This window comes from Streptomyces sp. MST-110588 (genome assembly GCF_022695595.1).
GTDB lineage: Bacteria > Actinomycetota > Actinomycetes > Streptomycetales > Streptomycetaceae > Streptomyces.
Genome location: NZ_CP074380.1, coordinates 4,116,222 through 4,140,829, shown reverse-complemented (window position 1 = coordinate 4,140,829; position 24,608 = coordinate 4,116,222). Strand labels below are relative to the sequence as shown.

The 24,608-nt window shown below is 71.1% G+C and carries 21 protein-coding genes and 1 pseudogene; 6 read left to right on the top strand and 16 right to left on the bottom strand.

Annotated features, from left to right (window positions below; all coding sequences use genetic code 11):
- Nucleotides 1-85 precede the first annotated feature (85 nt).
- From fbaA to KGS77_RS18165, 3 genes are all read right to left on the bottom strand, one after another.
- A complete protein-coding gene (fbaA, locus tag KGS77_RS18175; protein WP_242583142.1) occupies nucleotides 86-1,108 on the bottom strand; it encodes a class II fructose-bisphosphate aldolase in 1,023 nt (340 codons plus the stop codon).
- 243 nt (nucleotides 1,109-1,351) lie between these two features.
- Nucleotides 1,352-1,894 carry an orotate phosphoribosyltransferase gene (pyrE, locus tag KGS77_RS18170; protein ID WP_242583140.1) on the bottom strand — a complete coding sequence of 181 codons (543 nt, stop codon included), beginning with the start codon at nucleotides 1,892-1,894 and terminating at the stop codon, nucleotides 1,352-1,354.
- A gap of 62 nt (nucleotides 1,895-1,956) precedes the next feature.
- Nucleotides 1,957-2,823, bottom strand: a complete 867-nt coding sequence (locus KGS77_RS18165; protein WP_242587538.1) for an aldose 1-epimerase — start codon at nucleotides 2,821-2,823, stop codon at nucleotides 1,957-1,959.
- Between the two features lie 173 nt (nucleotides 2,824-2,996).
- Between KGS77_RS18165 and KGS77_RS18160 the strand changes: the two genes are divergently transcribed.
- Nucleotides 2,997-3,554 (top strand): GNAT family protein, encoded by a 558-nt coding sequence (locus KGS77_RS18160; RefSeq protein ID WP_242583138.1) that lies wholly within the window; start codon nucleotides 2,997-2,999, stop codon nucleotides 3,552-3,554.
- 173 nt (nucleotides 3,555-3,727) lie between these two features.
- On the opposite strand, the gene KGS77_RS18155 is transcribed toward KGS77_RS18160, so the two are convergent.
- The 5 genes from KGS77_RS18155 to KGS77_RS18135 all read right to left on the bottom strand — a co-directional run bounded on the left by KGS77_RS18155 (nucleotide 3,728) and on the right by KGS77_RS18135 (nucleotide 8,206).
- Nucleotides 3,728-4,138 (bottom strand): VOC family protein, encoded by a 411-nt coding sequence (locus KGS77_RS18155; protein WP_242583135.1) that lies wholly within the window; start codon nucleotides 4,136-4,138, stop codon nucleotides 3,728-3,730.
- 118 nt (nucleotides 4,139-4,256) lie between these two features.
- On the bottom strand, nucleotides 4,257-4,649 hold the full coding sequence (locus KGS77_RS18150) for an AraC family transcriptional regulator (RefSeq protein ID WP_242583133.1): 393 nt from the start codon (nucleotides 4,647-4,649) through the stop codon (nucleotides 4,257-4,259).
- A gap of 9 nt (nucleotides 4,650-4,658) precedes the next feature.
- Nucleotides 4,659-5,666, bottom strand: coding sequence for a carbon monoxide dehydrogenase subunit G (locus KGS77_RS18145; protein WP_242583130.1), 1,008 nt, complete (start codon nucleotides 5,664-5,666; stop codon nucleotides 4,659-4,661).
- Between the two features lie 122 nt (nucleotides 5,667-5,788).
- On the bottom strand, nucleotides 5,789-7,624 hold the full coding sequence (locus KGS77_RS18140) for a spermidine synthase (RefSeq protein ID WP_242583127.1): 1,836 nt from the start codon (nucleotides 7,622-7,624) through the stop codon (nucleotides 5,789-5,791).
- A 63-nt stretch (nucleotides 7,625-7,687) separates the two neighbouring features.
- Nucleotides 7,688-8,206, bottom strand: coding sequence for a DUF2617 family protein (locus KGS77_RS18135; RefSeq protein ID WP_242583125.1), 519 nt, complete (start codon nucleotides 8,204-8,206; stop codon nucleotides 7,688-7,690).
- A 1,046-nt stretch (nucleotides 8,207-9,252) separates the two neighbouring features.
- On the opposite strand from KGS77_RS18135, the gene KGS77_RS18130 reads away from it, so the two are divergent.
- The gene (locus KGS77_RS18130) at nucleotides 9,253-10,446 is read left to right on the top strand and encodes a pyridoxal phosphate-dependent aminotransferase (protein WP_242583122.1); all 1,194 of its coding nucleotides are present in this window, start codon (nucleotides 9,253-9,255) and stop codon (nucleotides 10,444-10,446) included.
- On the opposite strand, the gene KGS77_RS18125 is transcribed toward KGS77_RS18130, so the two are convergent.
- Nucleotides 10,433-10,669, bottom strand: coding sequence for a hypothetical protein (locus KGS77_RS18125; protein WP_242583118.1), 237 nt, complete (start codon nucleotides 10,667-10,669; stop codon nucleotides 10,433-10,435). The two genes, KGS77_RS18130 and KGS77_RS18125, sit on opposite strands and share 14 nt — an antisense overlap.
- A 226-nt stretch (nucleotides 10,670-10,895) precedes the next feature.
- Here KGS77_RS18125 and KGS77_RS18120 point away from each other — a divergent pair, with 226 nt between their 5' ends.
- Nucleotides 10,896-12,269, top strand: coding sequence for a hypothetical protein (locus tag KGS77_RS18120; protein WP_242583116.1), 1,374 nt, complete (start codon nucleotides 10,896-10,898; stop codon nucleotides 12,267-12,269).
- Between the two features lie 138 nt (nucleotides 12,270-12,407).
- Here the strand turns inward: KGS77_RS18120 and KGS77_RS18115 are convergent, their stop codons facing one another.
- The gene (locus KGS77_RS18115; RefSeq protein WP_242583114.1) at nucleotides 12,408-13,154 is read right to left on the bottom strand and encodes a TetR/AcrR family transcriptional regulator; all 747 of its coding nucleotides are present in this window, start codon (nucleotides 13,152-13,154) and stop codon (nucleotides 12,408-12,410) included.
- Nucleotides 13,155-13,322: 168 nt separating this feature from the next.
- Here KGS77_RS18115 and KGS77_RS18110 point away from each other — a divergent pair, with 168 nt between their 5' ends.
- Entirely contained in the window at nucleotides 13,323-14,699 is a 1,377-nt protein-coding gene (locus KGS77_RS18110) for a serine hydrolase domain-containing protein (protein WP_242583112.1), read from the top strand.
- A 208-nt stretch (nucleotides 14,700-14,907) separates the two neighbouring features.
- On the opposite strand, the gene KGS77_RS18105 is transcribed toward KGS77_RS18110, so the two are convergent.
- Both KGS77_RS18105 and KGS77_RS18100 read right to left on the bottom strand, forming a co-directional pair.
- On the bottom strand, nucleotides 14,908-15,444 hold the full coding sequence (locus tag KGS77_RS18105) for a YbjN domain-containing protein (RefSeq protein WP_242583110.1): 537 nt from the start codon (nucleotides 15,442-15,444) through the stop codon (nucleotides 14,908-14,910).
- 206 nt (nucleotides 15,445-15,650) lie between these two features.
- Nucleotides 15,651-18,379 (bottom strand): annotated as a pseudogene (locus KGS77_RS18100) (AAA family ATPase).
- Nucleotides 18,380-18,635: 256 nt separating this feature from the next.
- Between KGS77_RS18100 and KGS77_RS18095 the strand changes: the two are divergent.
- Both KGS77_RS18095 and KGS77_RS18090 read left to right on the top strand, forming a co-directional pair.
- On the top strand, nucleotides 18,636-19,217 hold the full coding sequence (locus KGS77_RS18095; protein WP_242583108.1) for a Uma2 family endonuclease: 582 nt from the start codon (nucleotides 18,636-18,638) through the stop codon (nucleotides 19,215-19,217).
- Nucleotides 19,218-19,242: 25 nt separating this feature from the next.
- Complete coding sequence (locus KGS77_RS18090; protein WP_242583106.1) at nucleotides 19,243-19,647, top strand: TIGR03618 family F420-dependent PPOX class oxidoreductase; 405 nt, start codon at nucleotides 19,243-19,245, stop codon at nucleotides 19,645-19,647.
- Between the two features lie 705 nt (nucleotides 19,648-20,352).
- Here the strand turns inward: KGS77_RS18090 and KGS77_RS18085 are convergent.
- The 4 genes from KGS77_RS18085 to dnaK are packed head-to-tail and all read right to left on the bottom strand — an operon-like array spanning nucleotide 20,353 to nucleotide 24,579.
- Nucleotides 20,353-20,808: a helix-turn-helix domain-containing protein gene (locus KGS77_RS18085; RefSeq protein ID WP_242583104.1), complete on the bottom strand. Its 456-nt coding sequence runs from the start codon at nucleotides 20,806-20,808 to the stop codon at nucleotides 20,353-20,355.
- A 1-nt stretch (nucleotide 20,809) separates the two neighbouring features.
- Nucleotides 20,810-21,985 carry a molecular chaperone DnaJ gene (gene dnaJ, locus KGS77_RS18080; protein WP_242583102.1) on the bottom strand — a complete coding sequence of 392 codons (1,176 nt, stop codon included), beginning with the start codon at nucleotides 21,983-21,985 and terminating at the stop codon, nucleotides 20,810-20,812.
- 45 nt (nucleotides 21,986-22,030) lie between these two features.
- Nucleotides 22,031-22,726 carry a nucleotide exchange factor GrpE gene (grpE, locus tag KGS77_RS18075; RefSeq protein ID WP_242583100.1) on the bottom strand — a complete coding sequence of 232 codons (696 nt, stop codon included), beginning with the start codon at nucleotides 22,724-22,726 and terminating at the stop codon, nucleotides 22,031-22,033.
- Nucleotides 22,723-24,579, bottom strand: coding sequence for a molecular chaperone DnaK (gene dnaK, locus KGS77_RS18070; protein ID WP_242583097.1), 1,857 nt, complete (start codon nucleotides 24,577-24,579; stop codon nucleotides 22,723-22,725). Before dnaK ends, grpE begins: the two co-directional genes overlap by 4 nt.
- Nucleotides 24,580-24,608: the final 29 nt, after the last annotated feature.

Below are 24,608 nucleotides of genomic sequence, written 5' to 3'. Positions count from 1 at the left end.
CGCGTACGACGCGGGGCTCCCCGCCTCCGATGAGACGGGGAGCCCCGCGTCAGGTACGCCGACGGCGTGTGTGGGCCGGGGGCGCTTACTTCAGCTTGGTGCCCGTGGAGCGCAGGTTGGCGCACGCCTCGGTGACACGCTTGGCCATGCCGGCCTCGGCCAGCTTACCCCAGCTACGCGGGTCGTAGGTCTTCTTGTTGCCGACCTCGCCGTCCACCTTCAGGACACCGTCGTAGTTACGGAACATGTGGTCCGCGACCGGGCGGGTGAAGGCGTACTGGGTGTCGGTGTCCAGGTTCATCTTCACGACGCCGTTCTCCAGCGCGGTGGCGATCTCCTGCTCGGTGGAGCCGGAACCGCCGTGGAAGACGAAGTCGAACGGGCTCTGCTTGCCGTACTTGGCGCCCACGCCCTCCTGGAGGTCCTTGAGCAGCTCGGGGCGCAGGACGACATTGCCCGGCTTGTAGACGCCGTGGACGTTGCCGAAGGAGGCGGCGAGCAGGTAGCGGCCCTTCTCACCCAGACCCAGCGCCTCGGCGGTGCGCAGCGCGTCCTCGACCGTGGTGTACAGCTCGTCGTTGATCTCGTGGCTGACGCCGTCCTCCTCGCCACCGGTCGGGGTGATCTCGACCTCAAGGATGATCTTGGCGGCGGCGGCCTTGGCCAGCAGCTCCTGGCCGATGGCCAGGTTGTCGGCCAGGGTCTCGGCCGAGCCATCCCACATGTGGGACTGGAACAGCGGGTTCTGGCCCTTGGCGACGCGCTTCTCGGAGATCTCCAGGAGCGGGCGGACGTAGCCGTCCAGCTTGTCCTTGGGGCAGTGGTCGGTGTGCAGCGCGACGGTGATGTCGTACTTGTCGGCCACGACGTGCGCGAACTCGGCGAGCGCGACGGCGCCGGTCACCATGTCCTTGTTGTACTGGCCGCCCAGGAACTCCGCGCCACCGGTGGAGATCTGGATGATGCCGTCGCTCTCGGCCTCGGCGAAGCCGCGCAGCGCTGCGTGCAGAGTCTGCGTCGAGGTCACGTTGATGGCCGGGTAGGCGAACTTGCCTGCCTTCGCCCGGTCGAGCATCTCGTTGTAGACCTCGGGGGTTGCGATGGGCATCTGACCGCTCCTTGTGATGTGCGGGTGTGCGTTCTTGGCCCTGACCAGGGGGCGAGGACATCGCCGTCCCTCATCTTCCCAGACTCGGCCGATTGCTCCACATCGCGCATCCGCCACGCCCACGAAGGGGTGGCTGGTTTCACGTGAAACCGGCCACCCCTCGGACGGGCCCGCTGCTCAGCCACCCTTACGCAGCCGACAAACCCGCTGGTCAGCCGCGCTTTCGCGGCTGCGCCCGGCGTCTCAGGCCAGGTCCAGGTCTTCGAGTCGGTAGCCGGTGATGTACTCCAGACCGGCCTCGGCGATGGCCGATGCGGCACCCCGGTCCACGATCGTGGCCACCGCGACGACCTCGGCACCGGCCTCCCGCGCCGCCTCGACGGCGGTCAGCGGCGAGCCGCCGGTCGTGGAGGTGTCCTCCACGACCAGCACGCGCCGGCCCTTGATGTCCGGACCCTCGATGCGGCGCTGCATGCCGTGCGTCTTCTGCGCCTTGCGTACGACGAACGCGTCCAGCCGCCGGCCACGGGCCGCGGCGGCATGCAGCATCGAGGTCGCGACGGGGTCGGCGCCCAGGGTCAGCCCGCCGACCGCGTCGAAGTCGAGCCCGGCGGTGATGTCGAGCATCAGCCGGCCGACCAGCGGGGCCGCCTCGCTGTCCAGCGTGATCCGGCGCAGGTCGATGTAGTAGTCGGCCTCCTTGCCGGAGGAAAGCGTCACCTTGCCGTGCACCACGGCCTTGTCCTTGATCTGCTGAAGCAGCTCGCCACGTACGTCGTCGCTCATGCGCATGAGCTTAGGCGGTCCGCCGGACCGCACCGGGTCCCCGCCGCCCGTCCCGCCCCGCGTCACCCCAGGGCGCGCCAGGACCACGTGGTGGAGATCTCCAGCGGGTCGATCGGCGTGACCAGCCGCGGCATGGTGTTCAGGCCGTTCGGCGGGCCGGACTGCGGCTCCACACAGACCGCCGCCGGCTGCTCGTCGAAGACGACCACCCACTCGGCGCGGCTGGTCACCTTCAGCTCCAGCTCCCCCGGCCAGGTGAGGGTGACGTCCACCCCCTGCGGCATGCCGAAGCAGTCGTCCCAGGGGCCGGGCGTCGGGACGATCCGCCGCCCGGTGGGCAGGTGATCCGCGCCGCGCTCCTCCTGCCACTCGGCCGCAAAGTCGATCCGTACGTCTCCGGCCGCGTCTTCCGTGCCGCCTCCGGTGGCGCCACCGGCAGCCTCGTCCGCGTCGAGATTCCGTACGAACCATGGATGCCAGCCCGCCTGCGCGGGGAAGGAGTCGGCGTACGTCTCCACGCCCATGGTCAGGGTGAGCGAGCTGCCGTCCGCCGCCAGCTCGACGAGCTGGGTGACCGTTCCGGGGTACGGCCAGGGGGCGGCCGGGTCGGCGAGGTCGTAGGTGAAGGCGGCCGAGGTGGCGCTCGCGCGGGCCGTCTTCCAGGCGAGGTTGCGGCCGGTGCCGTGGATGGCGTGCGGCGGGGAGTTCAGCGGCATCTGGTGCACCTCGCCGCCGTTACGGAACCGCCCGTGCTCGATCCGGCCGCACCACGGCACCATCGGGAAGCAGCCGTACTTGGCGCCCTGCCGCAGCAGTTCCCGCCCGCCCACGCGCAGGCTCGCGATGCGGCAGCCGTTGTCGGGGTGAATGGTCAGCTCGGCGTCACCGGCGGCCAGCCGTACACCGTTCGTCTGCGCCTGCGTCTGCACCTGGGCCCTTGCCTGGTCCTGTGCCCGCGATGCGGCCTGTGTGTCGTTGTCGGAGCTCACGCCTGCGACCCTAACGGCCACCGCCGGGAACGGACCGCAGCCACAAGGATGCGTCGGCGCCCGTGCGAAGATCCACGCCGAGACGCCACGGACGACCGACGGGGAGGACCCGAATGTTCGCGAAAGCGCTGGGGGACGGAGCGGAACTACGGCCGCTGGAGCCCTGGCAGGCCGAGGAGTTCCTCGCACACATCGACCGCGGCCGGGAGTTCATCGGCCGGTACGTCGGCCTGCCCGACATCGTCCACGACCTCGACTCCACGCGGAACTGGCTCCAGCTCTACGCCGACAGGACCGCCGCCGACACCGGCCGGCTCCACGGCATATGGCTGGACGGACGTCTGGTCGGCGGTGTCCTCCTGCGCGTCTTCGACACCTCCACGGGCAACTGCGAGGCCGGCTGCTGGGTGGAGCCGGCCGCCGCCGGACGCGGCCTGGCCACCCGTGCCGTACGCGCCCTCATCGACTGGGCGGTGCTGGTGCGCGGCATGCACCGCGTGGAGTGGCAGGTCGCCCCGGAGAACACACCGAGCATCAACATCGCCAAGCGGCTCGGCATGACCCGCGAGGGAGTCCTGCGGGAGAACTCGCCCTACCGGGGCGTACGGCAGAACACCGAGGTCTGGTCCGTACTCGCCCCCGAATGGCGGGCCGCGCACAGCCCCGGCTGACTTGCGGGCCGCGACAGCCCCCGCTGACCGGCCTGACCGGTCCCGGACCGGACGCGGAACGGACGCGGAACGGACGCGGAACGGACGCGGAACGGTCCCGGACCGGCGCCCGCGGAGGGCCCTTCCCCCGCCGAAAGGGCCCTCCGCCCCGCCAACGACACCTTCGGCGTTCCTCAGCTCCTCGGCTGGGTGAAGCGGATGCGGTTGCCGAAGGGGTCGCGCAGGCCGCAGTCGGTTCCGTACGGGCGGTCGGTGGGCTCCTCGGTGAACTCCACGCCCTGAGCCAGCAGCGTTTCGTACGTCTTGCGGCAGTCGTCCGTGGTGAAGATCAGCCAGCCGCCCATCGCGCCCTTGGTCACCAGTTCGCGGACCTGCTGCGCCGTCTCCTCGGACATCGCCGGAGCGCCCGGCTTCTCCAGCAGGATCTCGCGCTCCGGGTGACCGGGCACACTGACGGTCAGCCAGCGCATGAAGCCCATGTCGACGTCGGTGTTGACCACCAGGCCCAGCTTGCCGACGTAGAAGTCGAGGGCCTCGTCCTGGTCGAGAACGTATATCTGCGAGTGCGTGATGGCGTTGAACATGTCCCTCACGCTAGTGGCCGGACCGGAGGAAAACTTATCCAAAACTGCTCGGCCGGCACCGGCACCGGCGGCGGAACGGCGGTACGACGGCAGGAGGCGGCACGGACGGCATGGGCGGTCAGGCGCTCGGGCGCGTCCACGCCATCGTGAAGCACGTCGGCACGCCGACGGCCACCGCTTCCTTCCGGTACGTCCTCGGGGACCGGCCGACGATGTCGCGGAACGTACGGCTGAACGTCCCCGGGCTGCCGAAACCGACCTCGAAGCAGATGTCCGTCACGCTGCGGTCGGTCTCCCGCAGCAGGAACATCGCCCGCTCGACCCGGCGGCGCTGGAGATAGCGGTGCGGCGTCTCACCGAACGTGGCCCGGAACGTACGCGTGAAGTGCGCCGGGGACACATGGGCGATCCTGGCCAGCGCCGGGACGTCCAGCGGCTGCGCGTACGCACGGTCCATCGCGTCCCGTGCCCGCAGCATGCGGCGGTTGGACTCCTCCACGGCACGGTTCACGGACACCCCTCAGCGACGGCGGCGCAGGATACGGCCCACCAGTACGGCGGAGGCCAGGAGAACCGCGGCGGCGGGGGCCGCCCAGCGCAGGGTGTCGGTGGCCGAGGCCGACTCGGGGGCCGGCACCGGGGCGTAGCGGCCACGCGGCGGGGCGTGGTCCACCTCCTCCGCGCTGCGGCCGATCATCGTGCGGCGGGCGTGCGCGGCCTCGGCCGGAGCCACTGCCGCCAGCTCGTCGTCGGTGAGCGGGTCGAGGGAAGGCGGCGGCACCTCGACCTCGAAAAGGGCCGCGTGATCGGGGTGCCCGGGCAGATCGGACAGGTCCGCCGGGTCGGCGGGATCGGCGGGGGCGGGCCGGCCAGGCTGGTCAGGGCCGTCGGACGTGGTGCCAGCCGGGGCGCCGGACGGAGTGCCGGACGGAGTATCGGAGGAGGTGTCCGAGGGAGCACCGGCCGCGGGCGGGGCCTGGAGCGGGCGTTCCGTGAGGTCGGTCGCCAGGTTGGCGGCGAAGCGGTCCAGGAGACGGCGGCCCGTGGCTTCGGCGGCCTGGGGCGTGGCCTCCGCGAGCCGGCCCTCGCTGCGGACGGTGCCGGAGCAGACCAGCGTCGTACCGCTCTCTCCCGCCGGTCCGGACGCGGCCCCGGGCCCGGACGCGGACGCGGACAACCGCACCGTGAGCGTCAGGTCGACGGAGCCGCCACCGCGGGATTCCGTACCGCGCGCGTGGACGACGACGGCCGGCGGCGCCACGGAGGTCCCCGGCTCCGGATGCGAGGACAAGTCCGGCCCCCCGTCCCCCTCCCCGTCCTTGTCCCCCTCCGGCACGCTCACCGTCAGCGTGCCGCGATAGGTGATCGTCGAGCTGCCGACACGCAGCCGCAGCCGCCCCTCGGGCGCGCCGGGGCCCGCGTCGGCGTCCAACTGGACTCCGGGGACGCAGCGCGCCACCCGCCCGGGCTCGCCGAGCGCCTGCCGTACGGTCCCGACGGAAAACGGAACGAACACCTCATGCTCCATGACACGGGAGCCTACCCAGCGGCCCCCGTACACGTGCCCGGTCCTGCGGAACTTTCCTCGTCCATACGCGTGGTCCGCGCCCGTCCGCCCGGCCTGGATGCCTCAACCGCACACCGGGACCCTCAGCCCAGGTACCGGGGACGCATCAGCGTCGACGGCGCCAGGCCGGGCGGGCGGGCCGAAGCCAGCGCCCGGCCGGCGGCGCGCAGGATGCCGGGGTTCAGGGACCGCAGAGGTGGCGCGTCCGGCGCCAGGACCAGCGGCGGAGGGCGCCGCGCGGCCAGCAGGAATCCCCAGGACAGGAAGCCGATCCCGCCGCCGGGGACCCCGTATGGAACCGTCGCGAACGGTACGGACCGCAAGGTCGCGTCCACCGTCCAGAAGGAGCCCGGTCGCGCCCCCGGACGACCCGCGTGCACCACCACCCGCCCCTGCTTGGCGAGCACTCGCGCCGTCAGGCCGTAGAACTCCTGGGAGTAGAGCTTGGTGCTGGCCGTGCCCCCGGGGTCGGGGAGGTCGCAGATCACGACGTCGTATGCGCCCCGGCGCCGGACCTCCGCGGGCGCCCGGCGCCGCAGCCAGTCGAACGCGTCGCCGGTCACGACCCGTACCCGGCGGTCGCGCAGTGCGTGGTGGTTCAGGGCGGACAGGCCCGGGTCGGTACGCGCCAGCCGGGTGACGTCCGGGTCGAGTTCGATGACCGTCACGGAGCGGACGTCGCGGTAGCGCAGCACCTCCCGCGCGGCCAGCCCGTCCCCGCCGCCGAGCACCAGCACCCGGCGGCGGGGGTGGCCCGCCATGGCCGGGTGCACCAGCGCCTCGTGGTAGCGGAACTCGTTGTCGGAGCTGGCGCGCAGCCGCCCGTCCAGGTAGAGGGCCAGCGGCCGGCCACCGCCCCGCCCCGTACGGCCCGGCCCGTCAGCCCCCTGCTGCCCGCCCGGGGCCGCCGCGTCCCGCCCGCCGCTTCCGGCGCCCGCGCCACCCTGGCCCTGCCCGGCCCCGCCAGCCCCTCCGGTCCCGCTCGTACTGTCCGTACGGTCCCCGTCCGTGCCCCCGCCGGCTCCTGCCGCCCCGTCTCCCGCGCCGCCCCCGGAGCCCTCCTGCGCCCCACCGGCGCCGGCGTCCGCCACACCGTCCGTGATGACGACTTCCTGTACGCCGGTGCGCAGGGCCACCCGCGCCGCGGCGCCGTACACCGCCTGCCGCGCGGCCCGTTCGAAGGGCGCCGCCAGTGCCGTACCCACCGCGAGCAGCGCCAGCACCAGCACGTTCGCGACGATCAGCAGCCACCGTGACCGTACGGTCAGATCGCGGCCGAACAGCCACAGCACCAGCGCGCCGCCCGCCACGGCGTTGACCGTGCCGGTCAGCAGCGCGCCCGTCAACTGGCCCAGAACCGGCAGCAGGAGGAAGGGGAACGCCAGCCCGCCGACCAGGGCACCCACGTAATCGGCGGCGAAGAGATCGGCCACCGCGCCGCCCGGGTCCTGCCGGCGGACGCGCTGGATGAGCGTCATCAGCAGCGGCACCTCCGCACCGATGAGGACGCCGATGGCCAGCGAGAAGCCCACCAGGACCGAGCGGGACTGGGCCAGCCAGGCGAAGCAGGCGTAGAGCGCCATGGCGGAGTAGCCGCCGATGAGCGCGAGCAGCGCCTCCACCGCCCCGAACCCGACGGCGGCCCGGCACCGCAGCCGCTTGGCGAGCAGCGAGCCGACGCCCATCGCGAAGACCATGACGGACAGGACGACGGACGCCTGGGTGACGGAGTCGCCGGCCAAGTACGAGGCCAGGGCGACCAGTTCGAGTTCGTACACCAGGCCGCAGGCGGCGCAGAGGAAGACGACGGTGAGGACCAGCAGACGGCCGAGTCCGGCCGACACGGGCAGCCGTGCCGGTTTGAGGGCCTCGGGAGGCCCGGGAGCCTCGGGAGAGGCGGGCTCTGGCGGGTCGATCACGAAGTGAACGCTACGTGACGCCCAGGACGCCCCCTGTCACCCACACGGGTGCACTCCGTACGCTCACACCGCCGCCACCGCCTGGACGCCCACCCGCGTACGGGTCGCGACCAGCCGCCCTTCCTGCGGATAGGCGTGCCAGGTACGCCAGCGCACCTGGTCCTGCTCGCGCTGCGCCAGCATCGCGGTGAAGGCGTGCGGCGAGCCGGGGAACGTTCCGGCGAGGCCGTGCGGATGCTCGGCCACCAGCGCGAGGAGTTCCTGTGCCCGGCCCACGAACGAGCCCCGCGAAAGGGTCTCCACATGGGCGGCGAATTCGTACTCCCAGTCGCCGATGCGTTTCGCCACCCCCAGGGGGAGCGGCGTGCTGCTGCCCGGCATACAGGCGACCGTCTCGGAGCAGGTGCCGCGCTCCTCTTCCAGCAGCACTTGATGAGAGGCGCCCAGAAGCCTCAACTGAAGCTGTGCTGCGCCTAGTTCGAGGTCCATCACGGCGAGGGCGGGGAGCGGCTCCCTGCCCAGCGCCCAGGCGAGGTCGGTTGCACGGGTATCGGTGTAGGCCGTTTTCAGGGTCGTGAGCATGGATCGGCTCCGCAAGCACGCAGTGGATGGTGGGCCGGCCCGCCCCGGGAGGAGGTTCAGAGTTAACGACTGTCTGCCGACTCGTGCCCACATGGGGGTCCGAGAACTGGATTCTGCGGCAATGAGGGAATCATGAAACCCGCGGGGCTCAAAGCATTTTTACCCATCTTCGACGGGTTTCCATCCCTCAGAGGGCCACTCGGTTCAGTTGTTCAACTACCGGGCGGGGCAAGAGATTTGAGTCCGCGCGGCGCATATGCGGGCAGGCATGGGCCGCTCGCATGTGCTGATCGTCGGGCGGCCGTGCGCACGCCGGTGAAGGCACGCACGACCGCGTACGGACAGAACGTTCACTTTCCCTGTACTGACAGACGCGGACGGCGACCGGCACACACGGGCGGGGGCTCAGGAGCTCCCGCAGCCGCCGCCCCCGCCGCAGGAGTGACCGCCCCCGCACGAGTGGCCGCCCCCGCACGAGTGACCGCTGTGATGGCCTCCGTGATGACCGCCGTCCCAGCCGGAGTCACCGCTGTCCGCCCACCAGCTCCCGCCGCTGCTCGACGCATGCCGGCCGCTGCGGGCCCGGCGGCGCCGACCGCTCCGGCCGCCGCTGCTACCCAGGGCCTTCACACCACCGGACGTCCCACCCCCGACATGCGCCGCAACCGCCACGAGACACACAATCACCGCACAGATCACGATGAAGGCGATGAGTCCCATCTTTGCCTCACACTCCTTTCGTTCCCCCGAAGCGAGGCATCCACTCCGTCCGGGCACCACTCGGCAACCGGCATCCGGCACCCGGCATCCGGCATCCGGCGCGCGGCATGTGCCGGGTGGACACGTGCCCACCCGGCGTCGCCCGGCGTCGCCCGGCCCGACGTCCCCCGCTCCCCCTGAGCAACCCGCTGAGCAATCCCCTGAGCAACCCGCCCCCACCGGCGCCCGTCGGCACCGCGTCGCGCGGGTGCCCGGGTCATGCCCCGACCCCGTTGGCGCCAAAGCACAGTTGAGGAAGTCCAGAGGTTCGGCGCAGGATGGCGCGCATGGAACGACCGCTGCTCAATCGCCGCCTCGCCGCGTTCGGCACGACGATCTTCGCCGAGATGTCGGCGCTCGCCGTACGGACCGGATCCATCAACCTCGGCCAGGGCTTCCCCGACTCCGACGGACCCGAAGCGGTCCGCGAAGCGGCGGTCCGCGCGCTGCGCGACGGCCGCGGCAACCAGTACCCGCCCGGCCCCGGGGTCCCCGAACTGCGCGCCGCCGTCGCCGCGCACCACAACCGCTTCTACGGCACGTACGGCCTCGCGTACGACCCCGACACCGAGGTCCTGGTCACCGCGGGCGCCACGGAAGCCATCGCCGCCTCTCTGCTCGCCCTCCTCGAACCGGGCGACGAGGTCATCGCGCTGGAGCCGTACTACGACTCGTACGCCGCCTGCATCGCGATGGCCGGCGGCACCCGCGTCCCTGTGACGCTGCGACCGTCACCCGAAACCGGTACGTACTCCCTGGACCTGGACGAGCTGCGCGCCGCCGTCACCGACCGCACCCGCCTCATCCTCCTCAACACTCCCCACAACCCCACCGGCACCGTCCTCACCCGGGACGAACTGGCCGCCATCGCCGAACTCGCCTGCGCACGCGACCTCCTCGTCGTCACCGACGAGGTTTACGAACACCTCGTCTTCGAGGGCGAACACATCCCGCTGGCGTCCTTCCCCGGCATGCGCGAGCGGACCGTCACCATCGGCTCGGCCGGCAAGACCTTCTCCTTCACCGGCTGGAAGGTCGGCTGGATCACCGCGGCCCCCGCCCTGGTCTCCGCCGTCCGCTCCGCCAAGCAGTTCCTGACGTACGTGGCCTCCGGCCCCTTCCAGTACGCCATCGCCGAGGCCCTCGCCCTCCCCGACAGCTACTTCACCGCCCTCCGCGAGGACCTGCGCGCCAAACGCGACCTCCTGGCGGACGGCCTCGCCGAAGCCGGCTTCCAGGTCTACCGCCCCTGCGGCACGTACTTCATCACCACCGACATCCGCCCCCTGGGCGAAACGATCTCCCACAAGGGCGACGGCTTCGCCTTCTGCCGCGACCTCCCCGAACGCGTCGGCGTCGTCGCCATCCCCAACGCCGTCTTCTACGACCACCAGGACCAGGGCGCCCCGTTCGTCCGCTTCGCCTTCTGCAAACGCACCTCGGTCCTCGAAGAGGCCGTCAGCCGCCTCAAGCGCCTCTGACGGCCACCGGTCGCAGGTCCGGCCGCGCCCCCGGCCGGGTCTGCGACCGGGCGAACGGCGTGTCCGACGTCGCGTTCCCCTTCGTTCTGTCGATGTCGTCGATCCACTCGACACCGAGCGCGACCTCGAAGAAGGTCCGGATATCCGGATCGGTCGCGAAATGCGGAATCCCTTCTCCCTGATACCTCATGTGTTTCTGTCCCTCTTCGGCTCCGCCCGGCATACCTGGCATAGCAAATGATCCAGGAAGGCGGCACGGGCTCATGCTCACCGGGAGATGGCCACCACCCGGTCGGGGGAGTGCCGGTCGCGGTGGGGCGGGGGGCGGTGAGAGTCGAAGGGGCGCGGCGGGGTGGGCCGGAGCGGGGCCGACCGCCGACGTAGCAGCCGCCGCAGCCGTTGCAGCCACCGCGGCCGTTGCAGCCGGAGTGCCGCACCGGAGGAGGCCCGTGTCCGTAGAGACCGCCGAGACCGCCCGGACCGCCCAGACGGTCGAGACCGCGGCCGGTGTGGATGCCGGCGCCCGAGGGACGCCGGGCGTTCCCCTGTCCGTACGTGCGCCGTTGCGTGTCCGGCTGCGGGCCGCGCTGGGCCGGGCCGCCCCCGCCCTGGCGCTCTACGCGGCGATACGTCTGGCCGGCATCGCCTGCCTGACCCTGTGGGCCTGGCACACCGGGCGCCACCCCCGCACGCTCCTGGGGAAGTCCTGGGACTCCGCCTGGTATCTCGCCATCGCCGAGCACGGGTACGGGGCGCCCGTCCCCAAAGGCATGTGGCCCGACGCGCCCCAGGCGGACCTGGCCTTCTTTCCGCTCTACCCCTGGCTCGTACGGGCCGTCTCGGGCGCCCTGCCGGTCGGCGGGATCACCGCCGGACTTCTGGTCGCCTGGGCGGCGGCAGCGGTGGCCGCCTGGGGGATCTTCGCGGTCGGGGCGCACCTTCACGGGCGGCGTACCGGGACGTTCCTGGTCGCGCTGTGGGCCGTGCTGCCGCACGCCGTCATCCAGTCCCTGGGCTACACCGAGACGCTGCTCACCGCGCTGAGTGCCTGGTCGCTGTACGGGCTGCTGACCGGGCGGCCGGTGGTGGCCGGAGCGCTGGCCGCGGTGGCGGGGCTGGCCCGGCCCAGCGCGCTGGCGATCGTGGCGGCGGTGTGGGCGGCGGCGGTCGCGGAGACCTGGCGGCGGGGAAGGCGCCGGGAGGGTAAGGGGGCGCCCGAGGGAGGCGTGGGCGCCGTGCGGGGTGGAGTGGAGGTGGGGAAGGGGCGCGTTGCGGCGTATGGGCAGCCGGAAGAGCTTCCATGCGCGGGCGCGCGTACACCGCCGCGCGCCCGTCTGTGGGCAGGTGCGCTGATCGCGCCGACCGGCTGGCTGGGGTACGTGCTGTGGGTCGGGCAGCGTACGGGGGACGGGCCGCGCGGCTACTTCGCCGTACAAGCCCTGTGGGGCTCGCGCTTCGACTTCGGGCAGGACGCGCTGCGCTCCGTGAAACGCCTGGTCCTGCACGACGTCCCGCTCGCGCACCACATGACCGTCGCCGTGGTCTGTGTGGCGCTGCTGCTCTTCCTCCTGCTGGCGCTGGACCGGCCGCCGCCCGCCCTGCTCGCCTACACGGCGGTCCTGGTCGTCATCGCCCTCGGCGGCACGGACTACTTCGCGTCCAAGCCGCGCTTCCTGCTCCCGGCCTTCCCGCTGCTGCTGCCCGCGGCGGTGGCGCTGGCCCGGGCCCGTACCCGTACCGTCGTCCTGACGGGCGGCGCGCTGACCGCGCTCTCCCTCACCTACGGGCTCTACCTGCTCACCGTCGCCCGCATGCCCCTATGAGCCGTATGGCCACACAGCCCCATGAGCCCGCATGCGCCTATGCCTGTCCCTATGCGTCTATGCGCCCATGCGTCTATGCGCCTATGAGGGCGTGCGGGCGACGGCCGGGCCGCCGCACCGCCCGCACCTCCCGTCGTGTCAGCTCCCGGCGCCCGTAACGCTCCGCAGCCGGACCTCCAGGCCGTCCAGGACGCGGTCGAGCCCGTAGGTGAAGTTCTCGTCGCGCATTTCCCGCGGGTCCTTGCCGTGCTGGGCGGCGTACCCCTCACTCAGCCGCGGATGGTCGCGTACGGCTTCTTCGGCGGCCGGCCGAAGCTGCTCCAGCCACTCCCGCTCACTGCGCCCACTGCGGGCGAGCATGGACAGGTACGCGGCTTCGCTGGTGGTCATCCCGATGACGTACGCGATGACGGTGCTCATCGCACGGTCGGCCTCCTCCACGGTGAAGCCCGCGGCCTGGAAGACGGCGAGCATCCGCTCCGATACGCGCGTCAGGTTGGGCCCGAGGTGCGCCAGGCCGACCTGGCCGAGCACCGAGGCGACCCAGGGATGCCGCAGCGTCATCTCCCGGAGGCTGTGCGCACTGCGCCCGGCCGCCGCCCGCCAGCTCGCCGGATCTTCCGCGTCCGGCACCTCCAGTTCGCCGTAGACCTCGTCCACGACCAGCTCGATCAGCTCGTCCTTGTTGGCCACGTGCCGGTAGAGGGAGGTGGCGCCGGCGCCCAGCCGGGTGCCCAGGCGCCGCATGCTCAGGGCTTCCAGGCCCTCGGCGTCGAGCAGCCCGACCGCCTCGGAGACGATCTGCTCCCGGCTCAGTGCGGGCTGTTCCCGCTGTCGGCGCGGTCGCGCCCACACAGAGGGGATCTTCTGCTCATCGGCTGACACAGGGCCTCCTTTTCGTCTCCCCGCACCGTAGCGCACGACGTACGCACTTGCGCACGCCACTCCCCTTGCGTACGGTGTTCGCAACGAGAGCACGCCGTACGCAGCGGCCGGTCGTACACGACAGGCAGCCGTACGCACCACAGACACACAAAGGGCAGGGGAACCGGCATGAGCTTCGACATCGACCACTGGCAGGCACGCCTCACCGAGCTGTGCGCCGCCCACCACGTCCCGGGCGCGTCCCTGGCCGTACTCGCCGGCGGCGACATCCACTCCCTGGCCACCGGCGTACTTCACCGGGGCACCGGCGTGGAGGTGACCACCGACTCGGTCTTCCAGCTCGGCTCGATCGCGAAGGTCTACACCGCCACGCTGGTGATGCGGCTCGCCGAATCCGGCGCCCTGGACCTGGACGCGCCGGTGGTGGAGGTTCTGCCGGAGTTCGCCACGGCCGACCCCGAAGCCACCAAGCGGATCACCACCCGTCAGCTCCTCAGCCACACCAGTGGCCTGACCTGCGACTTCACCCACGACAGCGGGCGCGGCGACGACTGCCTGGCCCGCTACGTCGAGGCGGCGAAGACGGTCGCGCTGGACTGCCCGCCCGGGACTGCGGTCTCCTACAGCAGCGTCGGGTACAACGTGCTGGGCCGCATCGTCGAGGTGCTGACCGGCCGCACCTGGGACGAGGCGCTCAAAGAGCTCCTCCTGACCCCGCTCGGCCTCACCCACACCATGACGCTGCCCGAGGAGGCGCTGCGGTTCCGCGCCGCCATGGGGCACCTGGGAGAGCCGGGTACGGACCCGGACCCGGCGCCGGCCTGGGACCTCATGCCGCGCTCGGCCGGCCCGTACGGACGGGTCATCGCCAGCGCCGCCGACGTGGTGCGGCTGGCCCGGATGCACCTGGACGGCGGCACGGCACCGGACGGCACCCCCGTACTGGCCCCCGAGACCGTCACCGCCATGCAGCGCCGGGAGGTCGACGTCCCGGACAAGTGGACCGTCAGCGCCGACGGCTGGGGACTGGGCTGGACCCTGTACGACTGGTTCGGCACCCCGGGCTTCGGCCACGACGGCGCCTCCATCGGCCAGTACGCCTACCTGCGCGTCGTCCCCGGCGCGGGGGTGGCCATCGCCCTGCTCACCAACGGCGGCGGCGCCCGCCAGGTCTACGCCGCGCTCTTGCGGGAACTGCTCGCGGAGCTGGCCGGCGTCAGGATGCCCGACGCCTTCGCGCCGGCGGCCCAGCCGCCGGCCGTGAACCTGGCCGCGCTCCTGGGCACGTACAAGCGGGCGGGCGTCGTGATCACCGTCAGCGAGCGTGACGGCGCACCGCACCTGCGCTACGAGTTCGTCGACGGGATGAAGGACTTCTCCCCGGCGCTGGAGATCGACCTGCTGCCGGTGACCGAGACGGTCTTCGCCGGTACGGGCGCCGGGCCGTCCTTCAGCGAGGACTGGATGCCCGTGGTGTTCTCCACGCTGTCCGACGGCACCGAATGCGTCTACATCGGGATGCGCGCCGCGCCCAAGGTCGCATGACGCCCTCGATGCGACCGGGCCCCCGGAACGCGATCGGGCCCCCGGAACGCCGCGCGCGTCTTACCGCGCGCAGCCGTCCCAGGGGCCCGCAAGCGCTGAACCAGCGATCGTCAATCGCTGTTCACCGATCACCGGTCACCGGTCACCGATCACTGATCACTTGTTGCCGATCGCCGATCGTGGCGAGAGGCTCGCGCCTCTCGGAGGCTCAGGCCTCCTCGTCACCCGGCTTCTCGTCCGAGCCGCCTTCGATCTCGGACTCCAGACCGAGCTGCTCGATGATCCACCGGTCGAACTCGATCGACGCGCGGATCCAGCTCACCGTGCTCGACACGAAGTGTTCGAGCGCGACGCCGGTGCCGATCAGCATCGACGCCTCACCGATCAGACGGACGGTGCCGTCGTCGTGGGTGTGGGTGTACGCCTTCGGCCACAGGGTCCGGCGGTTCCAGTCGTCGATCGCCTCCAGCAGCTTCGGCTTGTCGTCGATGCCGTGCGGACGGTCGTAGAACGTGCGGACGGAGAAGATCTGCTGCTCCTCCTCGCCGCGGAACATGAAGTACGTGCGGAACTGCTCCCACGGGGCGGCGAGGTCTCCCTCGTCGTCGACTACGTACTTCAGCTCCATCTGTTCGAGGAGCTGCTTGACCAGATCCTGGTCGGGCACGACGGGACCATCAGGCCCCGACGGCTGAGGTTCGGGCTGGCCCCCGAAATTCGGAATCGAGGACGGGTCGATGCTCACCGTGGAATTCCCTTCGTATGGTCCTGGCCATCCTCCACCATCCCCGCCCCTGTATGGCAAGCGCGGTGCCGTCACCAGGTCGACACATCGCGCCGGCGCCGCGCCGCGGACCGCGTCGCACACGTCCCGGCGGAAGGATTCCACCAGGACGTGTGCACCCGTATCGCCCGGCCCGCGTCACCCGGGCCCGTGCCCTCCGGCCCGAATCACCCGGCCCGCTCCACCACCAGCCGGTCGCGCTCCCGCGGGTCCACGTCCACCCGTACCGTGTCGCCGTCCCGTACCTCGCCCGCCAGGATCGCCCGGGCGAGCTGGTCGCCGATGGCCGTCTGGACCAGGCGGCGCAGCGGACGGGCGCCGTAGGACAGGTCGGGCCCCGAGGAGACCGATGTACCCGACGTACCCGACGTACCCGACGTACCCGAGGTGTCCGGGGAGCCCGGGGACAGCGCCTCCGGACGGTCGATGACCGGCTCCTGGCCGAGCCAGGCGAGCCAGGTCAGGGCCGCGTCCGTGACGTCCAGCGTCAGCCTGCGGTCGGCCAGCCGGCGCTGGAGGTGGCCGATCTGGAGGCGGGCGATCCGCTGGAGCTGGTCGGTGCCCAGCGGATGGAAGACCACCAGGTCGTCCAGCCGGTTGAGGAACTCCGGCCGGAAGGCGCTCCGTACGGTCTCCAGCACCTTTTCCTTCTTCTGTTCCTCCTTCAGCAGCGGGTCCATCAGGAAGGTGGAGCCGAGGTTGGAGGTGAGGATGAGGATGGTGTTGCGGAAGTCGACGGTGCGGCCCTGGCCGTCCGTCAGCCGCCCGTCGTCCAGCACCTGGAGCAGGATGTCGAAGACCTCGTGGTGCGCCTTCTCCACCTCGTCCAGCAGGACGACGCTGTACGGGCGCCGGCGCACCGCCTCGGTGAGCTGGCCGCCCTCCTCGTAGCCGACGTAGCCGGGCGGCGCCCCGACCAGCCGCGCCACGCTGTGCTTCTCGCTGTACTCACTCATGTCGATGCGGACCATCGCCCGCTCGTCGTCGAAGAGGAAGTCCGCGAGCGCCTTGGCCAGCTCGGTCTTGCCGACGCCGGTCGGGCCGAGGAAGAGGAAGGAGCCGGTGGGCGGTCGGGGTCGGCGATGCCGGCACGCGTACGGCGTACGGCGTCGGACACCGCCCGTACGGCCTCGGCCTGGCCGATCAGCCGCTTGCCCAGCTCCTGCTCCATGCGCAGCAGCTTCTGCGTCTCGCCCTCCAGGAGACGCCCGGCCGGGATACCGGTCCAGGCGCCGACCACATCGGCGATGTCGTCGGGACCGACCTCCTCCTTGACCATGGGGCCCTTGGCGTCGCCGCCTCCGTCCTTGGACGCCTCCTGCTGTTCGGCCTCCGCGCGGGCGGCCTCCTCCAGCTCCCGTTCCAGGCCCGGGATCTCCCCGTACAGCAGCTTGGAGGCGGTGTCGAAGTCGCCGTCGCGCTGGGCACGTTCGGCCTGGCCGCGCAGGTCGTCCAGCTTCTCCTTCAGCTCACCGACCCGGTTCAGGCCCTGCTTCTCCTTCTCCCAGCGGGCGGTCAGGCCGCGCAGCTCCTCCTCCTTGTCGGCGAGGTCCTTGCGCAGCTTCTCCAGCCGCTGCACGGAGCCGGCGTCGGTCTCGTTGCGCAGCGCCAGCTCCTCCATGCGCAGCCGGTCCACGGCGCGCTGGAGCTCGTCGATCTCCACGGGCGAGGAGTCGATCTCCATACGGAGCCGGGAAGCCGCCTCGTCCACCAGGTCGATGGCCTTGTCGGGCAGGAAGCGGGAGGTGATGTACCGGTCGGAGAGGGTGGCGGCGGCCACCAGCGCGGAGTCGGCGATCTGCACCTTGTGGTGTGCCTCGTACCGCCCCTTGAGGCCGCGCAGGATCGCGACGGTGTCCTCCACGCTCGGCTCGGCCACCAGCACCTGCTGGAAGCGCCGCTCCAGCGCCGGGTCCTTCTCGATGCGCTCGCGGTACTCGTCCAGCGTCGTCGCGCCGACCATCCGCAGCTCGCCGCGGGCCAGCATGGGCTTGAGCATGTTGCCCGCGTCCATCGCGGAGTCGCCGCCGGCGCCCGCGCCCACGACGGTGTGCAGCTCGTCGATGAACGTGATGATCTGCCCGTCGCTGGACTTGATCTCCGCCAGTACGGTCTTGAGCCGCTCCTCGAACTCACCGCGGTACTTCGCCCCGGCCACCATCGCGCCCAGGTCCAGGGAGACCAGCCGCTTGTCGCGCAGCGACTCGGGGACGTCGCCCTTGACTATCCGCTGCGCCAGGCCCTCCACGACGGCGGTCTTGCCGACGCCGGGCTCGCCGATCAGCACCGGGTTGTTCTTCGTACGCCGCGAGAGCACCTGCACCACGCGGCGGATCTCCTGGTCCCGGCCGATGACCGGGTCGAGCTTGCCCTCACGGGCGGCGGCCGTGAAGTCCGTACCGAACTTCTCCAGCGCCTTGTACGTGCCCTCCGGGTCCGCGTTGGTCACCCGCTGTCCGCCCCTGCTCTCCTCGAACGCCTTCAGCAGGTTCTTCGCCGAGGCGCCCTGCCGCTCCAGCAGCTCCCCGGTCCGGCCGCCCTTGGCGGCGATGCCGATGAGCAGATGCTCGGTGGAAATATAGGCGTCGCCCAGCTCCTTGGCGCGCTGCTTGGCGTCGGCGATGACGGCCAGCAGGTCGCGGTCGGGCTGCGGCGGCGCGACGGTGGACCCCTGCACACTGGGCAGCCCGGCGAGCTGCCGCTCGGCCTCCGACCGCAGCGTGGCGGCGTCCGCCTCCACGGCCGCCAGCAGGTCCATGATGTTGTCGTTCTCCTGCCCGGCCAGCAGCGCGAGCAGCAGGTGCGCGGACGTCAGGTCCGCGTGCCCGGCGGTCACCGCCCGCTCGTTGGCGGCGCTCAGCGCCTCCCGGCTCTTGTTGGTCAGCTCGGCGTCCACGACCTCGCGCTCCTTCTTGTGCTGTGGCGTGCCCTGCGTACGGGTGCTCGCTGTACGGCGGGGCCAATCCTGACAGTCCTGCTCTTACCAACGTGCGATAAGTTGAGTCTATTCCACTCAAGGCTGATTCGGATGCCCTGCGCGGACCCGGTCAACCAGTGTCGATCTTGAACTCTTAGGGGTGAAGCGAGGCGAACTCACCTACGCCACCGCCGCCGCCCGGTGAAGCTGGCCATCGACCACAAGGGGGTGCAGCATGACGGCTGTGGCACACGCGCCGATGCCCACGAGTGAAAAGATCCTCCTGGATTACTTCCTCGACCTGGAGCTCCCCGAGGGATTCCGGGCCGAGCTCATCGAGGGGGAGATCGTCGTGGCACCAGCTCCGGACGGCGAGCACGAGGACTGTCTGAGCACGCTCATCAGGCAGGTGCTGCGCAAGTCCGCGACCGACATGGACGTGTCCGGCAACAAAGGCATCAAGCTGCGAACCGGAGCCAGGCCGGCCAAGGATCACGTGATCCCTGACGCCACCTTCGCGCCCCGCGAACTGCGTCTGTTCCGGCAGGCGCCTCGCTGGATGCGCAGCGAGGGCGTCGCCATGGTCGTCGAGGTCACCTCCACCCGCCCGGAAGGCGACCGCATCTGGAAGCGGCACTCCTACGCCCGCGCCGGTACCCCTCTCTACCTGCTCGTCGACCGCGACGAGGACACGGCCACGCTCTTCGCCGAGCCCTCCGGTGACGACTACGCCGTCCTCCACTCCGCCCTCTTCGGCAAACCCGTCCCCCTCCCCGCCCCCTTCTCCTTCGACCTCGACACCTCCGACTTCCTCTGACCTGCCCGCCGTTTACGCTTCCGGCATGGCTCACGATCTGGACGCCCTCAGCCCCGAATACGTCGCCTTCTGGGACAAGCACCTGATGTGCACGCTCACCACGCTGCGCCGCGACGGCACCCCGCACGTCGTCCCGGTCGGTGTCACCTTCGACGCGGCGCAGCGCACGGCGCGGGTCATCACCCGCCGGACCAGCGCCAAGATCGCCAACATCCGTGCCGCGGGCCCGGAGGGCGCGCGGGTGGCGGTGTGCCAGGTGGACCGGGGGCGGTGGGCGACGCTGGAGGGCGTGGCGCGGGTGCGTACGGATGCGGAGGCGGTGGCCGACGCGGTACGGCGCTACGCGCAGCGGTACGGCCGCACGCCGACGCCCAACCCGGAGCGGGTGCTCATCGAGATAGCGGTCACCAAGGCGCTCGGCAACGTCTGAGCACACCGCGCCTGCGCTCTGCGTTCCGCGTGCCGCATGCCGCATGCCGCGCCCCGAACGGTCCTGACGGCCGCACCCGCGCCCTACGCAGTTACGACATTCTCATCGGCACAGCGGCTTCACAGGGGCTTGGTGGGGACTCCGAGCGGGCGCGTACGCACCGTCCTGGCTCCCGATTCACGCCCCTCGCCGCCCCGCGACACCTCCCGCACCCCGCCGCGGACCCCTCGCCCTCGCGTTTCCCTTCAACCACGCGACGCCGCATCCCTGCGTGGCCACCGCCCGCCTGGCCGGTTCCGGACCGCCTGGTTCCGTCCCTTTCCCCGACCTGCTAACCAGGTTGTGAACAGAACGGCCCAGAATCCGAACCACTTCGGAGCCGGTCCGTCAATTGGAGGGTCTCATGGGGTCAAAAACGCACACGACGGCAACCAGGCCGCGGCCTTCCACGGACTCCCGCCCCCGCCCCCACGCCGAAACGTGCCCCCGCTGCGGCGGCCCCCTCGCCGTGAACCAGGACGGCTGGAAGATCTGCCACGCCTGCGGCTACGCCTCACCCCCGGGACCGCCCCCGCCCCCAGGTCCCGATACGGCCGCGGCGGCCCGGACAGCTGAAAAAAACCGAGACCCGTCACCACTGAGGTGACGGGTCTTCGAGGCTTGGCCCGGTCCAGGGTCCGGGGCCCGGAGTCCAGGGTCCGGGCCTCAGTCGGTCGGGCGCTTGGGGCGCCAGACGACCAGGGCGCTGGTCTGCTGGACGTCCTGGTAGGGAACCAGGTCGCGGCGGTAGGAGGCGTGGACGGCGGCCTCGCGCTGCTGCATGGCCACCGCGGCGCCCTCCACCGCGTGCTGGAGTTCGGCGACCCGCTGGCGCAGGGCCGCGACCTGGTTCTCCAGTTCGATGATGCGCTTGATGCCGGCGAGGTTGATGCCCTCGTCCTGCGACAGCCGCTGGACTTCCCGGAGCAGTTCGATGTCCCGGGCCGAATAGCGGCGACCGCGCCCGGCCGTACGGTCCGGGGAGACCAGGCCGAGGCGGTCGTACTGCCGCAGGGTCTGCGGGTGCAGGCCCGAGAGCTGAGCCGCGACGGAGATGACGTAGACCGGCGACTCTTCGGTCAGTTCATACGGGTTACGACTCCGCCCGCCACGGCCGTCCATCTCAAGCTCCCTTCGCGGCCTGGAACAGTTCCGCCCGCGGATCCTGGTCCGCGGTCGCCTCCCGGTAGGACTCCAGCGACTCCCTGGCCTTGTCGCCGAGCACCTTGGGGACCATCACCTCGACGGTGACCAGCAGGTCCCCGCGGGTGCCGTCCTTGCGTACCGCACCCTTGCCCCGGGCACGCATCGTACGGCCGTTGGGCGTACCGGCCGGGATCTTGAGGGTGACCGGCGGGCCGCCCAGGGTCGGGACCCGTACCTCGCCGCCGAGCGCCGCCTCCGGGAAGGTGACGGGCACGGTGACGGTGAGGTTGTCGCCCTTGCGGCCGAACACGGGGTGTTTGCCCACGTGCACGACGACATACAGATCGCCGTTGGGGCCGCCTCGCTCCCCGGGGGCGCCCTTGCCGCGCAGCCGGATGCGCTGCCCGTCGGAGACGCCCGCGGGGATACGTACCTGCATCGTGCGGGAGCTGGTGGCCCGCCCGCTGCCCTTGCAGACCTCGCAGGGGTTCTCGGCGATCAGGCCGCGGCCCTTGCAGTCCACGCACGGGTCGGTGAGCGAGAAGCCGCCACCGCCGCCGCGGGAGACCTGGCCGGTGCCCACGCAGGTCGGGCACACGCGGGGTGTGCCGTTCTTGTCGCCGGTGCCCGAACACGCCTTGCAGGGAGCCTGGCTGGACATCCGCAGCGGGACCGTGGCCCCGTCCACCGCCTCGGTGAAGCTGAGCGTCACCTCGGACTCGATGTCCTGGCCGCGCCTGGGCTGCGTACGGGTTCCCGTACCGCCGCGGTTGAACAGGCCGCCGAAGACGTCCCCGAGGCCGCCGCCGAAGCCGCCGCCCTGCCCCCCGCCCTGGCCGCCTCCGAAGAGGTCGCCCAGGTCGAAGTTGAAGGAGCCGCCGCCCCCGCCGCCCGGACCGGCCCGGAAGCCGCCGTTGCCGAACAGCGCCCGCGCCTCGTCGTACTCCTTGCGGCGCTTGGGGTCCCCCAGGACGTCGTTCGCCTCGGAGATCTCCTTGAAGCGCTCCTCGGCCTTGGAGTCGCCCTTGTTGGCGTCCGGGTGGAACTCACGGGCGAGCTTGCGGTACGCCTTCTTGATCTCTGCTTCGGTGGCGTCCTTCGGGACGCCGAGGACCTTGTAGAAGTCCTTCTCCACGAAGTCCTTGGTGCTCATCCCCGACGTCCCTCCTCCCGTACCGATTCCTCACGCGTGCGCACGTCAGCCCTCTTCCGGGCCACCGCTCTCCTCGTCCGAAGCCTTGGACTTGGCGTCGTCCTCGGAGCCGCCGGAGCCCGCCTTGCCGCTGCCCGCGCCGGGCTGGGCGCCCGGCTGCGGCTCGGCCACCGCGACCCGCGCGGGGCGGATCGTCCGGTCACCGATGCGATACCCGGGCTGCAGGATGGCGACGCACGTGGTCTCCGAGACATCCGGAGCGTAGGAGTGCATCAGGGCCTCGTGGATCGTCGGGTCGAAGGGCTCGCCCTCCTTGCCGAACTGCTGGAGGCCCAGCTTGGCGACCACGGTCTCCAGCGACTCGGCCACCGACTTGAAGCCGCCGACCAGCTCGCCGTGCTCACGGGCGCGGCCGATGTCGTCCAGCGTCGGCAGCAGCTCGGACAGGAGGTTCGCCGCGGCGATCTCCTTGACGGCGACCCGGTCCCGCTCCACCCGGCGGCGGTAGTTCTGGTACTCCGCCTGGAGGCGCTGGAGGTCGGACGTGCGCTCGTTGAGCGCCGTACGGGCCTGGTCCAACTGCGCGGTGAGGGCTACGTCCTCGTTCGTCTGGTTCGCGTCCCCGGCCGGGGCCGGGCCCGCCTTGTCGGCGGACCCGGCGCCCTGCGCCGCGTCGTCAGGGGCTGCGGCGTCGGTGGGGACGTCGGGCTTCTCCTCGAAGCCCGGGGTCTCCTCCGTCACGCCGCACCATCCTTCTTCGGCTTCTCGTCGTCGACGATCTCGGCGTCCACCACGTCGTCCTCGGCCTTGGGCTGGTCGCCGCCGGCGGCGCCCCCGGCGCCCGCCGCGCCACCGGCCGCCTGGGCGTCGGCGTACAGGGCCTGGCCCAGCTTCTGGCTGACCGCGGCGACCTTCTCGGTCGCGGTGCGGATCTCGGCGGTGTCCTCGCCCTTGAGCTTGTCCTTCAGCTCACCGACGGCGGTCTCCACCTCGGTCTTCACCTCGGCAGGGATCTTCTCCTCGTTGTCCTTGAGGAACTTCTCCGTCTGGTAGACGAGCTGCTCGGCCTGGTTGCGGGTCTCGGCGGCCTCGCGGCGCTTGTGGTCCTCCTCCGCGTACTGCTCGGCCTCGCGCATCATGCGGTCGATGTCGTCCTTGGGCAGCGCGGAGCCGCCGGTGACGGTCATCTTCTGCTCCTTGCCCGTGCCCAGGTCCTTGGCGGCGACGTGCATGATGCCGTTGGCGTCGATGTCGAAGGTGACCTCGATCTGCGGGACGCCGCGCGGGGCCGGCGGCAGACCGGTCAGCTCGAACATGCCGAGCTTCTTGTTGTACGCCGCGATCTCGCGCTCGCCCTGGTAGACCTGGATCTGCACGGAGGGCTGGTTGTCCTCGGCGGTGGTGAAGATCTCCGAGCGCTTGGTCGGGATCGTGGTGTTCCGCTCGATCAGCTTGGTCATGATGCCGCCCTTGGTCTCGATGCCCAGGGACAGCGGGGTGACGTCCAGCAGCAGGACGTCCTTGACCTCACCCTTGAGGACACCGGCCTGCAGCGACGCACCGATCGCCACGACCTCGTCCGGGTTGACGCCCTTGTTGGCCTCCTTGCCACCGGTCAGCTCCTTGACGAGCTCGGCGACGGCCGGCATACGGGTCGAGCCGCCGACCAGGACCACGTGGTCGATCTCGGAGAGCTGGATGCCCGCGTCCTTGATGACGTTGTGGAACGGGGTCTTGCAGCGCTCCAGGAGGTCCGCGGTGAGCTGCTGGAACTGGGCGCGGGTGAGCTTCTCGTCCAGGTGCAGCGGGCCCTCGGCGGAGGCGGTGATGTAAGGCAGGTTGATCGTCGTCTCGGTCGAGGACGACAGCTCGATCTTCGCCTTCTCCGCGGCCTCGCGCAGACGCTGGAGCGCCATCTTGTCCTTGGACAGGTCGACGCCGTGGCCGTTCTGGAACTGCTTGACCAGGTAGTCGACGACGCGCTGGTCCCAGTCGTCACCACCGAGGTGGTTGTCGCCGTTGGTGGCCTTCACCTCGACGACGCCGTCGCCGATCTCCAGCAGCGAGACGTCGAAGGTGCCGCCACCGAGGTCGAAGACCAGGATGGTCTGGTCGTCCTTCTCCAGGCCGTAGGCCAGCGCGGCGGCGGTCGGCTCGTTGACGATGCGCAGGACGTTCAGACCCGCGATCTCGCCGGCCTCCTTGGTGGCCTGGCGCTCGGAGTCGTTGAAGTACGCCGGCACGGTGATGACCGCGTCCACGACCTTCTCACCGAGGTAGGCCTCCGCGTCCCGCTTGAGCTTCTGCAGGATGAAGGCGCTCATCTGCTGCGGGTTGAAGTCCTTGCCATCGATGTTGATCTTCCAGTCGGTGCCCATGTGGCGCTTGACCGACCGGATGGTCCTGTCGACGTTGGTGACCGCCTGGCGCTTGGCGACCTCGCCGACCAGCACCTCGCCGTTCTTGGCGAAGGCGACGACGGACGGCGTGGTCCTGGCGCCCTCGGCGTTGGTGATGACGGTGGGCTCACCGCCTTCGAGAACACTGACGACGGAGTTCGTCGTGCCCAGGTCGATGCCGACCGCACGTGCCATTTCGATTCCTCCAGGAACTGACTTGAGTG